The following is a 22,095-nucleotide window of genomic DNA, read 5'->3' as shown; positions in this document are numbered from 1 at the left end:
GACGTGTACATCACCAAAGTGATCGGAACCGCATTCGGGCCGTTCCGAGGCGAGGCCTTGGACTTCGCAACAGGACTCAACGTCGTGCACGGGCCTAACGAGGCGGGTAAGTCCAGTTGGTTCAACGCCATCTACACGGGTCTTGCCGGTCGGCGGAAGTACAAGGGAAAGGGCTTCGCCGCCGAGACCGACTTCAAGAACCGGCACAAACCGTGGTCTGGGTCGAAATGGGCTGTTGGGCTTGCCATCAGGACCGACGACGGCAACACCCTGGTGATTGAACAGGACCTGGCCAAGGGCGAATGGAAAATCGTCGACGCTTCGACCGCACAGGTCGTGTCCGACGCCGACTTGCTCACGGACGCGAGCCTCGACGGAACCAAGCTCCTAGGCCTCAACCGCCACTCGGCACGGTCCACCATCTTTACCGGTCAGGCCGACATCCTCAGAGTTCGCGACGACGCGAACGCGCTGCAGGAGCTGCTGGAGAAGGCCGCGTCAACCGGGGCCGCCGATGCGACGGCCGACGCGGCGTTGGCCTGGCTCACGGACCAGCGACGTGAATGGGTGGGCGTGGCACATGGAAAGAAGCCGCTCGCGATCGCTCACGCAGCTTTTGGCACCTCGCGAGCGCTGGCAGAGGCACGCAGAGACGATCTTGTCGAGCTACTCGAAGCCATCGGCAACCGTCAGAAACTTGCCGGTGTACTCGCAGAGGCGCGGGCGAAGGTCGAACTGTCCAACCGTCTGGTGCAGTGGCAGCACGTGTACGAGATGCGGGGCCGAGTCGAGAACGCCGTCGAGCTGTCAACGAAGCTGGCCGAAACAAGCGAGGCCGATCTGGTCGTCGATGAAGCGAAGCTGACAGCCGCAACGAAAGTCCTCGTCGTGTTCGACGGCGGGGCTGACGTCGTGCCACTGAGTGATGGCCCCACGGCGGCCGATCTGCAGACCCAAATAGACGAGCTGCCCCACGCGCCGGAAGGCGATCTCGAACCAACTCCAGAGATCGTCAATGCCCACAGTGAACTGGTCAAGGCTGAGACAGTGCTGGGCACCCACCTGGAGGCCGTGCCACCCGACGTAGCTCCTTCTCCGACTACGACACTCTCCGCGGACGAGTTGCGCACGCTCGCCGACGTTCTCGCGTCGACGCCGCCCGAAGTCGACGCAGCGGCCGTGACTGAATTCGAGCGGACTAAGGACGAGCGGGCGGCACAACTGGCAGCCCTGCAGCATGAGGTCGAGGCGGCCGACGCCGGCTACCGGCAGGCGAAGGCCGACTACGACGCCGCAGTGCAAAACGGTTTACAGGGTGTCGAACTCGCCCTTCTCCACAGTGCCGAACGATCGGCCGCCGAACAGCTCATTTCCGCCGTTCGCAGACAGTCCGACTTCCTGTTGGGCGCGCTTTCGGCACAGGAACTACAGGCGGGAGTGATGGCGCAGGAGGTCGCGCTACGCCAACATCAGGAACGCGTCGGCGCCGCGCGAGCGCAGGTGCTGGCCGAATCTCTCGAGCCCGAATCGCAAAAACTGAAGGAGTTCGCCCGGGCGATCGATGACGCCGTTACGGCGCGGAAAGGGGCTACACGGCACGCGGAACGTACCGCAGAATTTCAAGCCGCACGCGACGATCGCGCCCGAACTCTGTCCCGACTCCTCGGCCAGGCTGCGCACGCCGAAGTCACGGACGACATTGTGGCACAGGCATATCGGATGTTCGCTGAGTACGTAGACACTTGTAAGGTGCGTGCCGCGACCGCGCAACAGGCCGCTCGTCGTCCCGATCTCCTCGAGGCGCTCACTCAGCGACAGCAGCGCGAAGCGAGCCACCGGCAGGCGCTCTCCGCTCGGGAAGCTCAGAGTCGCGACGTCGTCGAGTTCGCAGCGACCATCGGCCTGAACGCCGAGCCACTTGAGGTCGCCGTCGACGAGCTTCGCCGGTGGGCGCGCGAGCAGGAGTCGCGGCGGGAAGCATTCGCCAAGCGGAAGACGGATGTCGCCCTGCTCGAACAACTGCTGGGCGGCCGCGAACTGTCCGACATGAAGTCCGAACTCGCCACGCAGTTGGCGGACCTTGGCGAAGAGCCGGACGTGCCAATGCCGCCAGATTTGAACGCATTCGGCGCGGCGGCCAAGGACCGCTACGACGGGGCGATCAGTGTCGACGGACAGCTCAAGGGCAAGATTCAGACACTCGGCAACGACCTCGGATCGGTGGCTGAGTCTGCCGAAGCCTACGCAGACGCACAGCGGGCAGTGGCACAGGTCGAGACACTGGCATCTTGTTTGGACGCGGCCACCCTAGAACTTAAGAACGCCAAGGAGCGGGCCAACGCCTCCATCGCGCCTGCTCTTGCGAACAGGATGCGTCCCTGGCTGCCCAGGGTGACCAACGGTCGATACCACGATGTCACCGTCGATCCGAGCGACCTCACGATGCAGGTGACCGAGACCACTGGACAAGTGCGCCAAGCAGATCGGCTGTCGCTAGGCACGACCGAACAGATCTACCTGCTGCTCCGCGTAACGCTTTCGCAAGTGCTCTCCGGTGGCGCCGAGACCGCACCGCTGATCTTCGACGACGTCACCACGCAGTCCGACAACACGCGCACGGTCGCGGTCATGGAACTGCTCCGCGAGCTCAGCGCCGAGCATCAGGTCATCCTCTTTACTCAGGAGGACGAGGTCGTCGACTGGGCGCATCAACACATCGATCCCAATCGCGACAAGATAATCCCGCTGGCTGCGCCGTGACCAACCCTGGCTGTAATCGTTAGCATCGCGAGTGCGTCAGCTTCGAAAGGCGCTCTGCTGACGTCGCTTTGCTTTTGTATCCCCCGTTTGTCAACAGCGGTTAGCCTCCGCCGTCACCGGAAAGCGGCCTGCGGCCAACTGCCGCGACCTCAACGATGTGTTTTGTGTTGTGCTGCTATTCGTCGCAGTTGTCGCATACGCCAGTCAATGACTGCTGCTGGCCGCAGCCACCGCAGAAGGCGGCCTCTCTCGTCACCTTGCGGCCAACCTTGCCTCGCTCGTCGAGGTGACCGTGTTCGGGGTGAGAGATAAACCAGGCGTTGTTCTTACTGCTCTGTCGAACGGTATCTGCGCCAACTCCTATACGTGTCGCTTCTTCCTCGGTGAAGCCGACCGTGTAGCCCGAGTAGATGCGGAGTTCCCCGCTTCCGTCCCGTCTGTAGGCGCAGACGTACCGACTTGACGCATCAATAGCAAGGCATCCGGAGATTCCGATGGCGTTTGTAATGCGTTGTATGTAGCCGTGGTTCGCCAATGGGATGCGCGCCTTAGTCAGGGCCGAGATGAGCGAGTCGTGCGACTCTTCTGTTGTCTCCATCGCTGCCAAGCGTAGGCGGAGCTCACTCACTCGTCGGACAAATCGGCTCGCTGCTCAGCCGTGAACGCAGGCATTCCCGCTACCGAATCGACCATCTTTGCGGTTCGGTACCCGCGCACGTTTTCAGACATCGCGACCATCGCCTCCCGCGACTTGCCCCGGCCATAGGTGACAGCTTGCTCTGCGGGGACACCGAGACCCTTGCCGACCTCGACGGCATCCTGATCGGCGCCCATGTACAGGAATTGCCAACCGAATTCAGCGGTCTGCTGCTCAACGAGCGATTTGATGGCAGGCCGATTCCACTCATGGCTTGCGTTCTCCAAACCGTCCGTCATGATCGCGACGATCACGGATCCGGGTTTGTCATCCTCTGGCAGCGCCGCGATTTCAGCCGCCGTGTCGGTAATCAGCCGACCCATCGAGTCCAGCAGTGCGGTGCTGTTGCGTGGATGCAGCACCAGGGTAGGCACATCAGCGACAGGAACGGCGTGATAGACGACTTCGTACTCATTGTCGAACTGTGCGAGGGTGACGCGGCATTCACCTTCGCCCGCGCGCTGGTCGCTCAGGAAGGCATCGAAGCCGCCGACGACGTCGGACTTGATCGACTGCATCGACCCGGACCGGTCGAGTAGGAAGTTGACGAGAGTGAGATTGAGGTTCGACACAGTGGTCATTTCCCTTCGGTAGTTGCTCAGCGAGGCTTGCTGTTTCGGCGTGGTCTGAACCGCATCGGCTCAGCTGCAGGCGACGGCGGGAGGGGACTGCTGGCGTGCTTGTCGTTTCGGGCGCGTTTCACGTCTTCGGCGGTGATCCGGTCACCGCTGGTGACGTACGGGTTCAATCGGGGTGTGCTGGCCAAGCGTGGACCGACAGCGTTCTCGGTGAGCCCGGCGCTCTTTCCCGCTGCTGCGATTGACATTTCGTCGTCGACCACGGCGCGGGCTAGCTGCTCGTCGAGCAGTTGGCCCACCTCCTCCAGCACGGACCGTAGGTGTCGTAGAGCTAGTTCGGCGGATTCGGCAGTCTCGGCTTGCTGGAGGTCTATGTGGATGCGTTCGTACCGGCTGGACACGTCTGACCATACCGCAGAAAGTGCGGACTCCCCAATAACTGCGGATAAAGATGTCAGCCGTTCGTCGCCCCCGAGCCTTCAGCCAGCCTCGAAGATCGGATCCCCACGAGTATCAGCTCGCGCCGCGGCGGAACGGCCAATACCGTCTTCGGCCCCTCGGCGACGTCGAATGCGACGGCTCAGCCGTTTTGGACGTTGGCCCGGGGTGCAGAAGTCTCAGCGTCTTGGGATCACGTTCGCCGCGGTAGTACCGGCGCAGCACCTCGACGAAGTCTTGGTCGTCCTCGGCGACTGATGCAAAGAGGGTCATCGATGACCGCAACTTCAGGTCGTCGGGGTATCCCATCAGAGTGTTGGCGTTGACCGCCCCGGACTGAATGACCAGTCGAGCACAGCGATGCAGGCGCTGACCGAGGACGTCGTGTGCCAGATAGGCGGCTGCCTCGTCCATGGAACCGATGCCGTAGCGCTCTGCATACGAGCTTCCGCCCAGCCCTCGCATTTGCGGGAAGATGAACCACATCCAATCTGACTGCTTCCGCCCGGCGCGCAGTTCCTTTGTGGCCCTGTCAAAAGTGAAGTCGGCATCTTGTGCGATGACGAAGCGCTCAAGTTCATAGGTATCAGTCATCGACTCTCGCCTTCCCAGCGATCCGGGGTTGTCCCAACTTGCTTCCTTGTGTGAGAACGGCGGTCGCAACGGATTCCCAACGTAGCGCTGAGGTGGACTCGGGTTGGCTCCGCGAAAGTCGTTGAGCCACTCTGGCCATGGGCGGTAAGCGAATCACAGCCGTTGTTGCCGACATCGTGACACGTCAGTCTTCACTCGGCTCATCGCCTTGGCTTGGCTTCTCGCGACGTAAAGACTTGGACTTCTCGCGTGCACGCCCGAGGAATCCGCCCAATCGGTCGATGCCCTCGCTCGCGGCGCCCAACGCAAGTGTCGCGGTCTCACTGGCGAGGCCATAAGCCGTCGTCGCAGTATCAGTCACACGGTCCAGGGCGGCGGTCGCGGCTTCCTTCGCACTCGGCGCCTTGAAATCGTCCCATTCGTGGATATGGGCACGGCGTGCCTTGGCGAACCGGTCAAGATCTGCACGCAGTTGGGGCAGGTCGCGCTGAAGCCCCTTGACCGACAGGAACCGGAAGCCGTCTAGCGCTTCGGTCTTGGCGACGGCTTCGAGAATTTCTCGCGCCCGCTGGAACAGCGCGTCGTCCTCGACCAGTTGCCGTGCGAGCAGTTCGCGTGCGTCGTCCATGACTTGCTGAAGATGCTCGGGTTGAGTCTCTTCGACGCGCGACAGGCGCAGACGCTGCCAGTTGAACAGCGACTCCTGTGCTACGACCAGCAGGCTGAGCGTTTCCCCGAGCTGATCGCCCTCCACCGCCTTCACGATGAACTCGGCGCGTTCCTGTATCGGCTTCGCCGGATCGAAAGACTTCAAAGTTCGGTCAGCGTGATGACGAAGTTGTTCGACGGTCCGGTTCAGCGCCGGGCCGATGCCCGCGATCGAATCCCAGTCTGCGTCGGAAAACGATCCGTGCCGGTCTAGGTAGGCGACCATCCGGTCGATGGTGACCCGGTCGCCGAGTACATCGCCCGACCTGTTCGCGTGAGCGAGCCGAAGCACTTCCTCGACCTTGCCCTCAACGCGTTGGACGGACTCCTCCACCTCGGCGATCGCTGTCTTCAAAGCCATTTGCACTGCCACCATTTGCATCGACGCCAAGCGCGCCGGAGTGACGTTGGTCTTCTGCCACTGCAATTGCTTGACGAATTTGTTGTCCGCGCCGCGGGTCATCATCCGGTAGAAGCCAGGATCGCCCGAGATCAGCCGGCCCTTTTCGATCGCCTTGACACTGTCGGGATGCAGCTTGACGAACGTCGCAGACTGCCCGAGAAACGCCGCGGCACCCGCCGCGAGTCCGGTGGCATTGCCGACCGTCGCTTTGTTCACACCGATGACATCGACGGCGTTGCCTGCAAGGCCGCGGATCCGGTCGACGTATGCCTCGATCTCCGTAGGATCACCTGCGACGAGCAGACCCTCTGCCTGCACCGAGACGGCGATTTCACCCTCTCGGAGAATCACTGCTGGCAAGGCTTCATCGGAGCCATCGTCTGGCCCGTCCATGTTCCCGTCGACCACGTTGGCCCTCCCCGTCGTTGCTGGCGCCAGTCTAGGCAGGAGTGCATACCCGCTAGGGGCGACTGCTTGAACCTCCCGAGCCAACACCACGGGGAGCGGGCGCGACCGGCCCGCCCCGGTATGGGGAGTGCAACTCATTCGCCGGCAACGCCGCCGATTTAGGGATACAGTCGCGCCTCGCTGATACAGGTTTCGGCGCGAAATCGGGAGTCGCACAGGGGAGGGCTTGCGTGTCCACGGTCGTGAGGAAGTTCTGGCGAATGGATTCCGGCAGCGTCGAGGCGGTAACGGACATCATCGACACGCCATCGCTCACGGTGCCCGCAGGCATGGACGACTTGCGTGCTGGACATGGCATTCTCGTCGCTACGTGGGATGAGGCTCGGTTACAGGGCCGCATCCATGCACTTGGCGTCGTCACCGCGGTCGACAAATCGACAATGGTCGCCACAGTCGAATGGCGACGCGCGAACTTCACGCTGCGGCCGAATCCGTCAGGACGTACCCAGTGGCGTACACGCCCGAACTTTGGGTTCAGCCCGGGGCCGGCGGAGCGCTACGGGTTGAAGAATTACTTCACCGAAGGTGACTCGGCGCCCGGCGATACCGCGGCACCCCCGACTCGGAACGGATCGACAGAAACTAGCGACGGTCCGTCGGTGTCGGGACCGGCAGGGCCTTCGGCGGCTGAGAAGTCCAGATCGACTGCACCGCAGTGCAACCGAGTGAGTCCAAGCGGAGAGCTCGTCGCCACCACCGCGCGTGGAACATTCATGGGGAACAGGGCGTACGGCAACAGATGGCTGGTCTGCGAATTGCACTTCGAGCGGCAACTTAGGGAGCCCCGGAAGTACGCGAAGCTCTTCTTCCTCGATGAGGCCGTCGCATTCGCCGCCGGCCACCGGCCGTGTCCCACGTGCAGACGACACTCCTACAAGCCCTACATGGATGCACTGAGGTTCGAGTACGCCGTTGACACTGCTGCCGAGCTCGACAACCTGCTCACCGGCCTACGGCGAGCGCCACGTCCGCGCATGGCCTTCGGCGCCTTACCCGACGGCGCGTTCTTCGAACTCGACGACGGGGACTACCGCGTTCTATGGCGAGGAGCGCTACACCGCTGGACGCCCGAGGGCTACACCGATCCTGTCGCGGTCGGCTCCTTGGACATCGATGAGGCAGTAGTTCTCACGCCAGATCCGTCAGTGGTCGCGCTCCGCCATGGTTATCCCATCGTTGTGCACCCATCGATTGGCGATGCATCGTGAGTGGGTCCGACCGCACATGTGAGCTCGATGACGAACTGCTGGAACGTATCCTGGCTGTGGTGGCTCCGGGAGACGAGATCTACACGTTGACTTCAACGGGTCTCGATAAGATCGTGTCGGCTACTTATGAGACGGTGCTGACGCACCCTGCGTGATCGGTAGCTCGGCGCGAATTTCGTTGACGGCCGTTCGGAGCGGCTCATGCTGACCGACCCGAAGGCCGCTGACAATCTCAGCGAGCGGAATTCCCAGGGCGCTAACTCGAACCTTTCGCGCACCGACATCAGTCGGGATGGTTAGTTCAACGACCACAGGTGACGTCATTCGTTTGGAGGCCGGGTAAATGAGGTAGGAGGTCGGGATCGCCGTGAACCCGGTGTAGCACTGTGCATATAGCAGTAGCTGGTAGACGTCTGACGCAGAGATGTCCGATTCGTCGTACTTCTTGTATTTGGCATCTATTGCGACCTTCCGTCCGGACTGCGAGAGGACCACATCGGGAGCTATGGATTGCCGATGGCGCCCGTTGACGGTGATGAGTGAGCGGTTGCGTTTCTGAGCCTGAAGATCAATGCCGTCTTCAGGGAAGGCAAGCGCGAGCAGCCAATCGACGAATCGTTCGAACAGTGCGTTCATGTTGATGAGAAATGTCTGAATCTCGGACGCGGCAGGTGCATCGACGTCATCGACCTGGCCTTGGCGCAGCAGAGATCTGCACCACGTGTGAGCCACGCGATAATGGCCGTTGCGACGCCCGTACACAATTGCAGTTGCCGAGATCAGTTTTCGACGGGAGGGGAGCGTTGGAGCAACGTCGGCCAGTCGGCGTTCCAGATCTGCTGCACGCCGTCGCACGCTCGCGGAGGTCGTCGTCCAGCGGGCGGCTCGCACTCCTGCCAGCAGGATGTGGTTTTCGATCGTGTCGCGATCGAATTCATTATATTCGCAAGCGAATTCGGTGAACTTCCCGAAGTAGACGGTCGCCTGCCGGTACGCATCGAGCCGCCCACGGAGATATGGCAAATCATCGGCGTGGCCGCGATAGTTTCGGACGAGTCCCCGACTGAGGACTTTCTCGGTGTGAGTCACGACGAGTCGGCACAACAACTGTGTCGCGTCCTCGTCGGGGTCGTCGGACAGACCGCGAAAATACTGGGGAAGGTCAAGCAGTGGGCTGCCATCGGTGATCGCAAGCATCGTCAGCACGCCCAAGCTGTTGCCGGCCAGCTTCGGAATGACTCGTACCTGTAGGTCCTGGGTGAGGTGGATGCTCCCCACCCATGAAGACGAGCGGATTTGGACTCGTTTGTCGGACAGCCACGTGATGCCGAGCCGGTTGCCCAAGACGTTGGCCATCTGCTCTTGTTGATCAACGGGAATGGTTGTTGTTTCGGAGATTTCGGTGTCGTGCTCGGGCAACTCGATCATTCGGGTGTCGACTGAATTATCAGGTTGTAGTCGTCGGCCAAGGCGGCTACTAGCTGAGCGTCGTCGTTTACGATGGGAGTGAGCCGCGACCCACCAGCATCGACGACGGCGCTGCCAAGGAATTCCTTCAGCTGGGTGTAGTCGTCGTAGACGATTTCTTGGAGCAGCGGAATGATGTCCGATCTGATGATTTGTCCGAAGGCCTCAGCGGACTCGATCGGCACCCCGTTGTCGAGGAAGAACGAGTGCCCGATTTGGCGCTCGCGCCCGGCGATGCGGACGATGCGTTGGTTGAGTGCCTGAAGGAACTGGTCAAGCGGCAGGCCGTCGATCGTCGCATCCAATACGTCCTCGTCCGGCATCAGCTCGATGAACCCAAAGCGTCGACGTAGTGCGGCGTCGAGCGATCGAATGCTCTGATCGGCGGTATTCATGGTCCCGAGCACGACGACGTTCTTTGGGATCGTCAGCGCCTCGCCGCTGGTGGGCAATGTGACCGACTCCCCGCGCCGTCCATTTTCCAGGACTGTCATCAGCTCTCCGAAAACCCTTGGCACGTCGGCACGATTTATCTCGTCGATGATGAGGATGAACAACTTGTGGGGATGGGCCAGTGCGGTCCTGGCCACTCGCTTCATGATGCCGTCCCGCAGTTCTAGCTTCAGTTCCCGCTCACCGCTGACAGGCCGAAAGCCTTCGATGAAGTCCTCGTAGGCGTAGGAGGCGTGAAACGTGACCTCGGTTAGGCGAACTGGAAAATCGTCACGCCCCGTGGATTCGCGGCGGAGCAACCAGGCCGCGAAGCCCTTTGCCGCGCGAGTCTTTCCGGTCCCCGGAGGCCCGTAGAAGATGACTTGGCCCTTTCGGTCGAGGATGTCCTTCCACATGATGTAGGCGAGCTCGTCGTCATCGGCCGCAGTGATTGTCGGCTCCGAGGCTTCCGACGTCCCCCCGGCAGTCGGGTTGAGCAGCTTGCCGACGTTGGTCGAGGCGATCTTGGAGACCGTCGTGGTAGCCCACCGCTTCACCGGTTCAGTGAGCACACGAGCAGCGCTGATGTCCCAGTCGACGTTTACGGTGTGCTGGTACTCGACCCGTTCCGGGCGATATTGGTACGCACTTGCAGTGACGGTGCCGACGCCGAGTATCTCGGTCGTGCCACGGTTGGCGATGATCTTGTCGCCCTCGGCCATTTCCATCATTCGCCAAAGTTCTTTTGACTTTTGCGTGATGGCCGACTTGTTGCCGTTGTACTCGTTGGCGTACGCCGCGGTGAAGGCGACCTTGAAGTCGTCTTCGGTATTGAATAGCGAGAGATCGCCGACTTCGTCCCATCCGACGCAGATGTAACCGCCGGCGAGGCACTCGTCCCACAGCCGTCCGCGCGCTCCAGGCGCAACCTTCCAGTACTTGACGGCCCGCGCTCCGGGCGGCGGAGACCAGGCGTACAGGAAGCCAGCCAAGGTCAGCGAATCGAGCCCGCCCAGGGCGGGGAGATTCGTCAAGTAGCGAAGGACCCGTCGGTTGATGTCTATGGCATCACCGGACGCATCGAGTCCGAACTTGTCCGCAAAGTAGGATAGGTGAGTTGTGCTGTAGATGGGCAGAACTTGATCGGGGAAATAGAGGAAGAGCGACTTCAGCCGGACCACCTTGGCTCCGCGCAGGATGTCGATTTCCGACGTCGAGGTCCAATCGCCTTGCTGTGCGAGTTCGAACATCTTCACGAAGGCCGAACGCAGACCGTCCCAAGCGGATTCGACGTTGCCGAACCCGCTCGGGTATGCCCACTCGCCACTGTTTCGTTTGAAGATGACGTGCTTCTGCGCGCTTCCGCCGGAAATGCTGCCGAGGTCTGGTGTCCCCCACTCCAAATAGTACGAGTAGCTGTTCCGATAGTCGGGGGAGTTCAACGCATAGGCGTCGAGCTCCAGCTGGGGCCACGCTGCGAGGGGAAAGCGGTTGAGGAAGGCCGACCGTTGCTGGTCTTGTTTTGGACGTAGCGCCGAACCGCGAGGGAGAAAAATCTTGAGCGCTTCCTCTAACTCCACTCGAACCCCTTCATCGCACACGCCGCAGTTAGCATCGTTACCGCCGTCGTTAGCCAGACTACGAGCAGACGAGAGCCCCGCCGACCTTGGTCGGCTATTCTGGCGCCAGGACCGCCTCGCTCGTTTGCCGCCGAGGCGGCAATGGCATCGATAGCATCGTTGAATCCGTAAACTCGCCTCGCGTCGAGCAGGAGGCGCGGACATGCAATCAGTGGAAGTGCCAATCAAGCAGGGCTGAGAGAACTTGACCATCACCGTCACAGAAACACCCCGCCTCAACAGCTCTGAACGCAGCACCTGGCGGGCGCTCGTCGATCAGCTCGAGGCCAACGACTTGGTGATTCCCGGTCAGCGCGTCACCGACCACCTCAAGGATCACGAGGTCGACTTCGCCGTCGCCATCGAGGGTGCCGGCATCGTGTGCCTCGAAGTCAAGGGTGGCGAGGTCTGGCACGACGGCGAGGGTTGGTGGCAGAAGCGCGGCGGTCGGGAGTTCCAGATTGAACCCGTCCGCCAGGCCAGGGAAGCTTGCTATGCCCTGCGGGACTTCATCGAGAAGGACCCGCGCTGGACACAGGGCCGACTGCGGTGGGATCACGTCGTCGTTCTGCCCAACACCGAACTGCCGGCCGACTTCGACCTCCCTGAGTGCCCGCGCTGGAAGGTCATCGACCGCACCGACCTGCCAAACCTCGTCGGCAAACTGCGCGAAATCTTGGTCCGCCAAGAGCTCGACCGCCCGCTGCTGACACAAGACGGTGTCGAGCAACTCAGAACATCGCTGAGCGGCAGAGGATTACCGCAACGCGACGTCGTCGCCCGCGCCCTAGCCAACGAGGATGCCGCCGACGCGCTCACCGAACATCAGGCCGTCATCCTCGACGCCACTCGTCTACTCACCCGCGTCGAGGTCCGCGGGGGAGCGGGCAGCGGCAAGACCTTCCTCGCCATGGAGCAGGCCCGTCGGCTGGCCCAGAAGGGACAGCGGGTCGCGTTGGTCTGTTACTCCCACGGCTTGGCGTCCTACCTCGAACGCATCGCCGCCACCTGGCCGCGGCGCCAGCAGCCGGACTACGTCGGCGAGTTCCACGACCTTGGCAAGAAGTGGGGTGCGCCTGCCGGCCCTGACGAGTCGCTCCGCAACGACGAGACGGTGCAGTTCTGGGAGCACGACCTGCCGCTCCAAATGGCCGACCTCGCAGCCCAACTCGAGCCCGGCCACCGCTTCGACTCGATCGTCGTCGATGAGGCGCAGGACTTCGCCGACGCCTGGTGGGACCCGCTGCTCGCCGCCCTCAAGGATCCCGTCGAGGGCGGTATCTACGTCTTCTCCGACGAAGGTCAGCGCGTCTTCAACCGACACGGCTCCCCACCCGTGCCGCTGGTCCCGCTCATCCTCGACCACAACCTGCGCAACACCCGTCAGATCGCCAACGCGTTCCAGCCACTCGTCGACCACCCCATGCGTTTCCTCGGCGGCGAAGGCCCAGCCGTCACCTTCGTGCCCTGTAGCCGTGACGAGGCACTGGGCGTCGGCGACGATCAGATCGACCTTCTCCTCGACGAAGGTTGGCGCCAACAGGATCTCGCGCTCCTCACCACGGGCAGCCGTCACCCCGAGCAGACCGAACGGCAGCGCGACGGGCACAAGGCGTACTGGGACACCTTCTGGGACAACGATCAAGTCTTCTACGGCCACGTTCTCGGCTTCAAGGGTCTCGAGCGGCGCGCAGTCGTGCTCGTCGTCAACGAGGATGCCAAGTTCGAGCGCTCCCGAGAGCGACTCTACGTCGGATTGTCCAGGGCCCGAGATCAACTGGTCGTCTGCGGAGACCCCGACTTCATCCGCGAGGTTGGCGGCCCGGAACTCGCTCGCCGGCTCAACGTCGACTGACTGTCGGCCCACCGCGCTACTCTGAATTAGCTTCACGAGACACCGTCGCCAAGCTCCGACTGGGCGGTGCGCCAACCCCACGCTCGTGGGTGGCTCGGATGACGAAGCGGCGGGCGCCAATCGGCGTCGGCAAGAGCGCCTCCCGGGCGGAGGCTCGCGCGAGGAGTTGACCATGACCGACGACGACGCCCGTGAGGTACCGCTGTACTGGGGCCCAGGCGGTCCGCCGGCGAAGCCAGAGCTCGTCGATTCCTGGACTCCGGGAAGATCAACAGCTCATTCGTGGGGTCCGTACCACGACGTCCTCTTTCCAGTGTGTAAGACGAGTCCATGGATCAGCTTCAAGATCATGACCACCGGTGTCAACGTTGCCCAACGCCTCTGGAACGAACGCGAGGCACTGCGCACCGAATACGAGGCAGCCTATGGTTTCAACCCCGAGAAGTGGCCGACGCGCCACCCCGGCATCGTGCTCGAATCGGTGGAGTCGGTCGCTCACGCAGCGTGCCTCGGGTGCCATTGGCTGAGGCATGAGGGGACGTCCATGGGTGCCGACGACTGGCGGAACACGGCAGTCGGCCACGCGACGGAACACCAGAACGGCGGATCTCGACCCTGACGCGCGTCGATGAGGCGTTGATGACCGAGAGACGCATCGCAGCGACTTTGGCCTCGGCGTCAGCAGCCCGCCAACCACTTCTAGGGCGCGGGCTCATACGCCACCGCTGATTGTTCCTGGCTACGTGAGGCAACGCCGAAATGTCATACCTTACTTGGAGAATGGGCTCATGGAGTTACCTCCCCACCATCGCTTGCACATCCTCAAGTCGACCGACTGGAAGGACGCGGTGATCACGCTGCTGGAGCCGCGATCGCCCTATCGGCCGTGGCGCGACTGGCCAGACGAGGGCCAGAAGGGCGACACCGTGGCGTTCGTCTTGAACACGGACCCGCCGTCGATCCTGGCCGACGTCGCGCATGTGGACGAGTCCCGCGAAATACGCCGAGCCGCCTTTTCTCGGACGCTCTGTAACCCCAACGTGGTGGACTTCTACACGCTCATGAGGGTGCTCGGGTTCGGGTTCGGTTCGCTTCCATACCAATTCGACGGTGATGACGCCGTCAAGGTCGAGCTCTCGCTGGATGAGTGCCGCTACGCCGGTGCTCCAGAGTCTCGTTTCGGCCACAACGCCATGGCCGAAGTGCGGACGCTTCTGCGGTTCAGCGGGCGGTGCGACGGCTGCAATCAAGTGATCGATCTGACCGGCGAGGAAGCCCGCGATCGGCTGTTCGTCCATACTGTCGACCCGCAGATGCAGAGCGAGTCGCCGAGTCTCGGTTTCCCCGACTGGCCGGCAGTGGTGTGCCGTCACTGTCGCGACCGCATGGCCGACGACGGCCATGCGACATTCGTCGACTACAAGTTCTCGCTCAACCCATCCTGCCCCCAGTGCCGTGGGCGCCGTGCGAGCGAGATCTTCTACGGCATGCCGTCGGATTACCCCAACATTCCGCCCTGGGAGCAAGCCGGTGGGTGCTGTGAGACGTCCGAGAACTGGTGGTGTGGAATCTGCTTCACCAGGTGGTGAGCGCGAGACATCAGCTGGCATTGCATGCGGCTGTGGAGGATCCGCTAACCCCCCCCGGATGCAGGGCAGCGGCATCCGGGGAGAGGCGGGCGGCGAACAGGACCCCTAGGCCCGCCGCTCGTATCCACCCACACCAAGCGGTTGCACCACCAGCCGGGTCAACACGTAGTGCACCAGACCCGCGACGAGGAACGCGGGGATCGACGCCGTGGTGTAGCGGAACAGCTCGCTGGGTTCGTATGAAACCGGGTTCAGCAGAAGCGAATACGTGACCGCACCGGCCGCGACCGCGACGAAGGCCGCCACGTTCACGCCCTTCCAATATCTGTAGCGCGACTCACTCGGCGGCAGGAACAGATCGCGGACGTGCAGCTGGCGCCGACGCAGGATGTAGTAGTCGACCAGCTGGACGCCACACAGCGGCGCCAGCACGACGGCGCCCCAGGACAGGAATCGGCCGTAGTTGTCGTACACCGCGGCCGGGAAGAAGACCAGGATCGCGGCCGGCCCGAGGATGACCGCGATCAGCCACGGCCACGCCGCGGTGCGGAACACCCGGCCGCCGCCGCCCTTGAGCGCCACCATCGACGCGTAGCCCTGCGACAGGATGGCGGTGACGTTGGCCAGGCACACGATGACCAGCGCCACCACGCCCAGGACGACGCCCGCGAGCGGGATCATCCACTGGGTCGGGTCGTCGATCTGCAGGGAGAGGGCGGCGAGCGCGCCGACGGCGGCGGCGACCACCGACGCGCCGAAGATGCCCATCCAGTTCGGCCAGAAGCCCGCGCGGGACGTGCGGCTCAGGCGGGCCAGGTTGCCCATGTTGGGCCACCAGGCGAAGCCGCCGGCGATGTTCAGCTCGATCGCCAGCAGGAAGCTGAGGTGGTTGTCGTCGCTGACGCCGCCCAGCGGTTCCAGCGCGGCGAGCTCGGGCCAGGTGTTGTGGGTGAACACGATGACGATGATGCCGACGAGGATGACCACCAGCATCGGGGCGATGATCCGGCAGACCGCTTCGACCGACACCGGCCCGCGGGCCAGGATCAGGGCCGAGACGATGATCGCGACGAGCGCGAGAAGGCTTGCGGCCGTTCCGGCTTGGGACAATTCGACCCCGAAGATCTGGTTGACGACGGTCACCAGTCCGTGGCCGAACATGATGGCCAGCACGGCCGACCATGCCGCGGCCAACACCGTGGACGCGGCGACCATCACCAGTCGTGCGCCGTTCTTGCCGAACGCGCTGCGCAGCCCGACGAACTGCTCGATGCCGTACTTCACCGACGGCATGCACGGCGCCAGCGAGATCAGCAGGACGCTGATCCCGTAGCCGATCACGATCGACGCGATGGCCTGCACGACGCCGACGTAGTAGGCGACGGCCGCGCCTTGCAGGAAGGCCCAGGTGGCCACCGCCAGGCCGATGTTGACCCAGGAGTGCTGCCAGAATCCCCAGATCCGTTCCTGGGGGAGCAGGGGGAGTTCGGTGAGGGTGGCGTCGAAGTCGTCGGTGGCGACGGCGGTCTTCGAGGCCTTGCCGCCGCGGAGGAGATGGGTCATCAGTATGCCCACCACATCAGTGCGGCGATGACGACGACGAGCGAGATGACCGCAACCAGAAAGTCTTTCAGCGGCAGGTCGGGCACGATGATCGTCGGCCCGTCCGGGTTGTCGACCAGGTGCAACCGTTCGCGGAGTTCCCGGTCGAACGTGACGTCGTCCATGCAGACCTCATTCTTGATTGGCGGACCAGTTTATTTACTTTGTGGCTCCAGTCACGTTCTGTCAAGCGGGAGAGGCAACTCACGGGAAATACTTGACTGGCGCGCCAGTTATGAATAGCGTCGACCGCATGTCGAATGTCGTACCGCCGCCGACGGCCACCGTCGTGGTCGTCGGAGCCGGGTATGCCGGTCTGTCAACAGCATTGGCGCTGCACGACGAGGGCGTCGACGTGCTGGTGCTCGAGGGCTCGGACCGCGTCGGCGGCCGGGTGCTGTCCGAACGCGTCGCCGGCGACCTCGTCGTCGACCACGGTGGGCAGTGGGTCGGCCCGACGCAGACCCGTTTTCTGGCCGCGGCCGAGCGTTTCGGCTGCACCACGTTCCCGACCTACAACACCGGCGACCACCTCGAACTGTGGTCCGACGGTGTCTGCCGCCCCTTCCACGGCGCCGGACCCGACGGCGCGCCCGGCGTCGACGCCTACGTGGCGGCCGCCGAGGTCATCGACGAGTGGGCCGCGACGATCGACCTGAACGATCCAACGGCGCACCCACGCCTGGTCGAGTGGGACTCCGAGACCGTGCAGTCCTACCTCGACCGCACCGTCCCCGACGAGGACGCGCGTCTGCGCCTGGCGCTCGCCGTGCAGGGTGTGTGGACCGTCGAACCCCGCGACATCTCGTTGTTCCACTTGCTGTTCTACGTCGCGTCGGCCGGCGGTTTCGACCAGCTGATGGAGACCGAGGGCTGCGCGCAGGAACGCCGTTTCACCGGTGGCGCCCAAGCGGTGGCGCTGGCGATCGCCGAGCACCTCGGTGACCGGGTCGTCCTCGAGACCCCCGTGTGGCACGTCGAGACCCTCGACGACGGCCGCGTCGGCGTCGACACCGACCGCGGGCAGGTGCTCGCCGACCGCGTGGTCGTCGCGGCGTCTCCCGCTGCCGCCGTACGCATTCGGTTCAGCCCTCCACTTCCGCAGGCCCGCAACCGGTGGATGGAGCGCACTCCGATGGGTGACGTCGCCAAGATCCACACCGTCTACGACACCCCGTTCTGGCGCGCCGACGGCTACTCCGGCGAGGCCACCGCCTACGGCGACAATTCGGTCGGCGTGGTGTTCGACAACTCGCCCGACGACGGCAGCGTCGGAGTCCTGGTGTCGTTCGTCTACGCCGACCGGCAGCACCGGTGGTCGGCGCTCGCCCCGGAGCAACGGCGGGCCGACGTGTTGGCGACGCTGACCGCCATCTTCGGTGAGCGCGCGGGAAACCCGTTGCAGTACCACGAAAAGGTGTGGCCCGACGACCCGTGGGCGCGCGGCGGCTACGCGGCCAACCCGGCACCAGGAGTCTGGACCGAGCACGGTGCCACCGGCTGGCGCACCGCGTGCGGACCCGTGCACTGGGCCGGCACGGAGACGTCAAGCGTGTGGAACGGCTACATCGACGGTGCCATCGGTTCCGGGCATCGTGCGGCGGCCGAGGTGACGGCGGCACTGCGGTCATGACCACCGATCTCGCCGTCTTCAGCGATCCGACGTCGGTGGCCGTCGTCGGTGCCTCCGACGATCCCGCCAAGTGGGGTTACTGGCTGGCCTCCGGGGCTCTCCAGGCCGAACACCGCCGCCGAATCTCGTTGGTCAACAGTCGATCCACGTCCGTTCTCGGACACCCCTGCGCGACGAGCGTCGCCGCGCTCGACCACACTCCGGACCTCGTCGCACTGTGCGTGCCCGCAGGCCACGTCGACGCCGTGGTCGACGAGTCCCTGGACCGCGGCGTGCGCGGCTTCCTCGGGATCACGGCGGGAGTCGCCGACGACGCCGCCCTCGCCCGCCGCATCACCTCCCGCGGCGCCCGACTGATCGGCACCAACAGCCTGGGGATCTACGACTCCACCACCGAGCTGCAGCTCATGTGGGGCAGGCCGACGCCCGGCCCGCTGGCCGTGGTCTCCCAGAGCGGGCAGCTCGGTTCGGAACTCGTGGCCGTCGGGCGCAGGCACGGCCTCGGGATCTCCCGGTTTGTGTCGATCGGCAACCAATCCGACGTCACCGCAACCGAATTGCTCGACGACCTCGCCACCCACGACGCCACCCGCGTCGTCGCGCTGTACCTGGAGAGCTTCACCGACGGCGAGGCACTGTTCCAGACCCTTGGCAGGCTGCGCGCGGCGGGCAAGCCGACGATTCTCCTGACGGTCGGCGCGAGCGCCGCGAGCGCGCGGCTGGCCCGCACACACACCGGCTCGCTGACGTCGTCGCTCGACGTGGTCGACGCCGCCTGCCGCGCCGCCGGCGTGATCCGCGTCGACACCCCCACCGAGGTCGTCGATGTCGCGCGGACCCTGCTCGCGGCACCCTGGCCCCGCGGCCGCCGAGTCGCCGTCGTCGGAGACAGCGGTGGGCAGAGCGCCATTGCGGCTGACGTGGCCTCCGCTGCGGGACTTGAGGTTCCGACGTTCCCGCCCGCGCTCACCGACGCCTTGACGGCCGAGTTGCCCGCCGGTGCCGCCTGTGACAACCCGGTCGACCTGGCCGGTGCCGGCGAGCGGGATCTGCAGAACTACGCTGCCTTCGTCGAGCGCGTCATCGCCGACGGAGACGTCGACGCGGTCGTGATGACGGGGTACTTCGGCTGCTACGGCGACGACACCGCGTCCCTGGCCGACGCGGAACACGCGGTGGCCAAACGGCTCGGCGCCGCGGTGAGCGCCACGGGAGTACCCGTACTCGTCCACACCATGGCGCGGCAGTCCGCGACCGCGATGGTGCTGGAGCAGTGCGGCGTCCCCGTCTTCGACCGCATCGAGTCGGCGATGCGCTCACTGGCCGTGATCGGCCGTGCGGCAACGGCTGTCCGCACCGACTCGATACGGACGATGACGTCGCACGCGCCCGTCGCGCCCGGCTACTGGGCCGCCCGTGCCCTGCTGGCCGACGCGGGGGTCCCGTTCCCGCGCGGTGTGTTGGTGCGCACGGCGGCCGACCTGGCCGAGGCGACGCGTCACCTGCAGTCGCCCTACGTGCTCAAGGCCGGTTGGCTGGAGCACAAGAGCGAAGTCGGTGGCGTCGTCGTGAATATCGCTGGGCCCGAACAGTTGTCGGCCGCGTTCGACGACATGCGGGATCGCCTCGGCGACGGCGACTACGTCGTCGAGGAACACGACACCCGGGCCGCCGCCGTCGAAATCCTCGTCGCCGGACGCCGGGATCCCCAGCTTGGAGCCGTGGTCGTCGTGGGGGCGGGCGGCACCGACACCGAGATTCACCGGGACGTCCGGATGGAGTGCGCACCGGTGACCCACGCCACGGCGACGTCCATGCTCGAAGGTCTGCGCTGCGCGCCGCTGCTTCACGGCTGGCGCGGACGACCGCCCGTCGACGTGGCCGCGCTCGCGGAGCTGGTGGTGTCGGTGTCCCACCTCGTCGCGCACCGCCGCGACATCGCCGAGATCGAACTCAACCCGGTGCGGGTGACCGCCAGCGGCGTCCTCGCCGTGGACGGACTCATCATGGGAGACAACGCATCATGACCCAGTTCACCCTGGACCTGTCGGCCGAGTTCGCCGGTCGCGTTGCTCTCGTCACCGGCGGCGGGTCGGGCATCGGACGCGCCATTGCCGAGCGGTGGGCCCGGGCGGGCGGCACCGTCGCGGTGCTGGGCCGTCGGCAGGAGGCCCTCGACGAGACGGTGCGACGCATCGTCGACGCCGGCGGATCGGCCGAGGCGGTGGTGTGCGACGTTCGCGACCACGCCGGAGTCGCGGCGGCCGTCGACGCCCTGTTCGACACCCACGGCCGGATCGACGCGCTGGTGAACAACGCGGCGGGCAACTTCGTCGTCCCGTCCGAGGACCTGTCGCCGGGCGGCTGGAAGGCGGTCACCGACATCGTGCTCAACGGCACGTACTACTGCACGCATGCCGTCGCCCGGCACATGTTGGCGCAGGGCAGCGGTTCGATCGTCAACGTCATCGCGAGCTACGCCTGGCACGGCCATCCCGGCACGGTGCACAGCGCGGCGGCCAAGGGCGGCGTCGTCGCGATGGCCCGCACGTTGGCCGTCGAATGGGGCGGCCGGGGAGTCCGCGTGAACTGCCTGGCTCCCGGTCCCACCGAGACCGAGGGCGCCGGGGCTGCGCTGTGGGGCAACCCGGAAGCCCGCCGCGAGGTCCTGGCCAGCGTTCCGGCCAACCGGTTCGCCGCACCGGAGGAGATCGCCGAGTCGGCGGCGTTCCTGCTCGGCGACCGCGCGGGCTACGTCACCGGAGAGGTGCTGGTCGTCGACGGCGGTCAGTGGCTCGGCAAGTCCCTCTACACCGATTCATCCAAGCGCACCTAGCACTTTCAGCACACCGAGGAGAACGAACATGGCCATCGCCACCAACCCCACCACCAACATCCCGGCCTGGCCGCTCACCGACGAGCAGCGCCAAATCGTGGAACTGTGCCACGACTTCGCGGCCAAGGAGATCCGGCCTCGGGGCCGTGAGGTCGACGAGGCCGACGTCGTGACCCCGGTCGACATCTTCGCCAAGGCCGCCGCCGTCGGCATCACCGACTTCATGATCCCCGAGGAGTTCGGCGGCGGCGGTTTCACCGACGTCTTCACCCAGTGCCTGGTGCAAGAAGAGCTGTGCTGGGGCGACCCCGGCATCGGAAACCTGGTGTGCTCCAACGGCTTCTTCTCCGACCCCATCATGGTGTTGGGCACCGAGGAGCAGAAGAAGCGGTGGCTGACACCGCTGACTGGACCCAAGGCCGTGATGACCTCACTGGCCACCACCGAACCCGAATCCGGTTCGGACGCAGCCTCTATCGTCACGACCGCCACCCGGGTCGACGGCGGCTACCGCATCAACGGGCAGAAGGCCTGGATCTCCAACGCCGGCGCCGCGGAGTTCTACGTGGTGTTCGCCAAGACCGACACCACCAAGCGCTCGGGGGGCATCTCGGCGTTCCTCCTGGACAAGGACACCGAGGGTCTGAGCTTCGGCGAGCCGATGAAGAAGATGGGCCAACGCGCCATCGTGTGCCGCGAGATCTTCCTCGACGACGTCTTCGTGCCCGAGGAGGACCGCCTCGGTGAGGAGGGGCAGGGCTTCTACGGGCTGATGGGGACGTTCGACATCTCCCGGGTGGTGCTCGGTGCGGCCGCGGTCGGCGCGGCGCGGGCGGCGTACGAATACGCCCTGGAGTACGCGAAGACGCGCAAGCAATTCGGCGTGGCGATCGTCGAGCACCAGGCCGTGGCGTTCCGGCTCGCCGACATGGCCACCCGCATCGAGGCGGCGCGCCTGTTGGTGTTGCACGCCGCTCGGATCATCGACAGCGGTGCCCCGGCCCGCGGAATCGCCGCGATGGCGAAGCTGACCGCGTCGGAGACGGCGATGTTCGTCACCCACGCAGCGGTGCAAACCCTTGGCGGATGGGGCTATTCACGTGAGTACCCCGTGGAGCAGTGGATGCGCGACGCCAAGCTGGAGGAGATCGAGGAGGGCACCAGCGACATCATGAAGCTGGTGATCTCCCGCAACCTGGGCTGAAGTT

General features: G+C 64.7%; 17 protein-coding genes, 1 pseudogene and 1 riboswitch. Of the genes and pseudogenes, 9 read left to right on the top strand and 9 right to left on the bottom strand.

Going from position 1 to position 22,095, the window contains the following annotated elements:
- The first annotated feature begins 3 nt into the window (after window positions 1-3).
- On the top strand, window positions 4-2,760 hold the full coding sequence (locus ASD37_RS08725; protein ID WP_056550582.1) for an AAA family ATPase: 2,757 nt from the start codon (window positions 4-6) through the stop codon (window positions 2,758-2,760).
- Between the two features lie 175 nt (window positions 2,761-2,935).
- On the opposite strand, the gene ASD37_RS08720 is transcribed toward ASD37_RS08725, so the two are convergent.
- The 5 genes and pseudogenes from ASD37_RS08720 to ASD37_RS08700 form a co-directional block, all read right to left on the bottom strand.
- Entirely contained in the window at window positions 2,936-3,358 is a 423-nt protein-coding gene (locus ASD37_RS08720; protein WP_156720805.1) for a hypothetical protein, read from the bottom strand.
- 26 nt (window positions 3,359-3,384) lie between these two features.
- Window positions 3,385-4,029, bottom strand: a complete 645-nt coding sequence (locus ASD37_RS08715; RefSeq protein WP_056551005.1) for a vWA domain-containing protein — start codon at window positions 4,027-4,029, stop codon at window positions 3,385-3,387.
- A 26-nt stretch (window positions 4,030-4,055) separates the two neighbouring features.
- A complete protein-coding gene (locus ASD37_RS08710; protein WP_056550580.1) occupies window positions 4,056-4,436 on the bottom strand; it encodes a hypothetical protein in 381 nt (126 codons plus the stop codon).
- A 208-nt stretch (window positions 4,437-4,644) separates the two neighbouring features.
- Window positions 4,645-5,067, bottom strand: a pseudogene (locus tag ASD37_RS08705) (DUF1810 domain-containing protein); the annotation flags it as partial.
- A 184-nt stretch (window positions 5,068-5,251) separates the two neighbouring features.
- Window positions 5,252-6,586, bottom strand: a complete 1,335-nt coding sequence (locus ASD37_RS08700) for a hypothetical protein (protein ID WP_235568027.1) — start codon at window positions 6,584-6,586, stop codon at window positions 5,252-5,254.
- Between the two features lie 230 nt (window positions 6,587-6,816).
- Here ASD37_RS08700 and ASD37_RS32170 point away from each other — a divergent pair, with 230 nt between their 5' ends.
- A complete protein-coding gene (locus tag ASD37_RS32170) occupies window positions 6,817-7,854 on the top strand; it encodes a hypothetical protein (RefSeq protein WP_235568026.1) in 1,038 nt (345 codons plus the stop codon).
- A 120-nt stretch (window positions 7,855-7,974) separates the two neighbouring features.
- Here the strand turns inward: ASD37_RS32170 and ASD37_RS08690 are convergent, their stop codons facing one another.
- Together ASD37_RS08690 and ASD37_RS08685 are read right to left on the bottom strand one after the other, a co-directional pair.
- A complete protein-coding gene (locus tag ASD37_RS08690) occupies window positions 7,975-9,282 on the bottom strand; it encodes an McrC family protein (RefSeq protein ID WP_056550578.1) in 1,308 nt (435 codons plus the stop codon).
- On the bottom strand, window positions 9,279-11,333 hold the full coding sequence (locus ASD37_RS08685; RefSeq protein WP_162253249.1) for an AAA family ATPase: 2,055 nt from the start codon (window positions 11,331-11,333) through the stop codon (window positions 9,279-9,281). Before ASD37_RS08685 ends, ASD37_RS08690 begins: the two co-directional genes overlap by 4 nt.
- A 244-nt stretch (window positions 11,334-11,577) precedes the next feature.
- Between ASD37_RS08685 and ASD37_RS08680 the strand changes: the two genes are divergently transcribed.
- The 3 genes from ASD37_RS08680 to ASD37_RS08670 all read left to right on the top strand — a co-directional run bounded on the left by ASD37_RS08680 (window position 11,578) and on the right by ASD37_RS08670 (window position 14,816).
- Window positions 11,578-13,227 carry an ATP-binding domain-containing protein gene (locus ASD37_RS08680; protein ID WP_056550576.1) on the top strand — a complete coding sequence of 550 codons (1,650 nt, stop codon included), beginning with the start codon at window positions 11,578-11,580 and terminating at the stop codon, window positions 13,225-13,227.
- 30 nt (window positions 13,228-13,257) lie between these two features.
- Window positions 13,258-13,369, top strand: a riboswitch (SAM riboswitch).
- A 30-nt stretch (window positions 13,370-13,399) separates the two neighbouring features.
- Window positions 13,400-13,846 carry a hypothetical protein gene (locus ASD37_RS32165; protein WP_156720803.1) on the top strand — a complete coding sequence of 149 codons (447 nt, stop codon included), beginning with the start codon at window positions 13,400-13,402 and terminating at the stop codon, window positions 13,844-13,846.
- A gap of 169 nt (window positions 13,847-14,015) precedes the next feature.
- Window positions 14,016-14,816 carry a hypothetical protein gene (locus tag ASD37_RS08670; RefSeq protein ID WP_056550575.1) on the top strand — a complete coding sequence of 267 codons (801 nt, stop codon included), beginning with the start codon at window positions 14,016-14,018 and terminating at the stop codon, window positions 14,814-14,816.
- A 105-nt stretch (window positions 14,817-14,921) separates the two neighbouring features.
- Here ASD37_RS08670 and ASD37_RS08665 read toward each other — a convergent pair whose 3' ends face one another.
- The gene (locus tag ASD37_RS08665; protein ID WP_056550574.1) at window positions 14,922-16,379 is read right to left on the bottom strand and encodes a cytosine permease; all 1,458 of its coding nucleotides are present in this window, start codon (window positions 16,377-16,379) and stop codon (window positions 14,922-14,924) included.
- Entirely contained in the window at window positions 16,379-16,543 is a 165-nt protein-coding gene (locus ASD37_RS31390) for a hypothetical protein (protein ID WP_156720802.1), read from the bottom strand. Before ASD37_RS31390 ends, ASD37_RS08665 begins: the two co-directional genes overlap by 1 nt.
- Window positions 16,544-16,653: 110 nt before the next feature.
- Between ASD37_RS31390 and ASD37_RS08660 the strand changes: the two genes are divergently transcribed.
- Genes ASD37_RS08660 through ASD37_RS08645 form a run of 4 tightly spaced genes read left to right on the top strand, consistent with a single transcriptional unit; the run spans window position 16,654 to window position 22,091 of the window.
- Window positions 16,654-18,051, top strand: a complete 1,398-nt coding sequence (locus ASD37_RS08660; protein WP_156720801.1) for an FAD-dependent oxidoreductase — start codon at window positions 16,654-16,656, stop codon at window positions 18,049-18,051.
- Window positions 18,048-20,078, top strand: a complete 2,031-nt coding sequence (locus ASD37_RS08655) for an acetate--CoA ligase family protein (RefSeq protein WP_056550572.1) — start codon at window positions 18,048-18,050, stop codon at window positions 20,076-20,078. The genes ASD37_RS08660 and ASD37_RS08655 overlap by 4 nt, the downstream gene beginning before the upstream one ends.
- Window positions 20,075-20,887: an SDR family oxidoreductase gene (locus ASD37_RS08650; protein WP_056550571.1), complete on the top strand. Its 813-nt coding sequence runs from the start codon at window positions 20,075-20,077 to the stop codon at window positions 20,885-20,887. Before ASD37_RS08655 ends, ASD37_RS08650 begins: the two co-directional genes overlap by 4 nt.
- 28 nt (window positions 20,888-20,915) lie before the next feature.
- On the top strand, window positions 20,916-22,091 hold the full coding sequence (locus ASD37_RS08645) for an acyl-CoA dehydrogenase family protein (protein ID WP_056550570.1): 1,176 nt from the start codon (window positions 20,916-20,918) through the stop codon (window positions 22,089-22,091).
- Window positions 22,092-22,095: the final 4 nt, after the last annotated feature.

This window comes from Mycobacterium sp. Root135 (genome assembly GCF_001426545.1).
GTDB lineage: Bacteria > Actinomycetota > Actinomycetes > Mycobacteriales > Mycobacteriaceae > Mycobacterium.
Note: the sequence above shows the minus strand (reverse complement) of the source record. Positions and strands in the feature narration are given on the sequence as shown.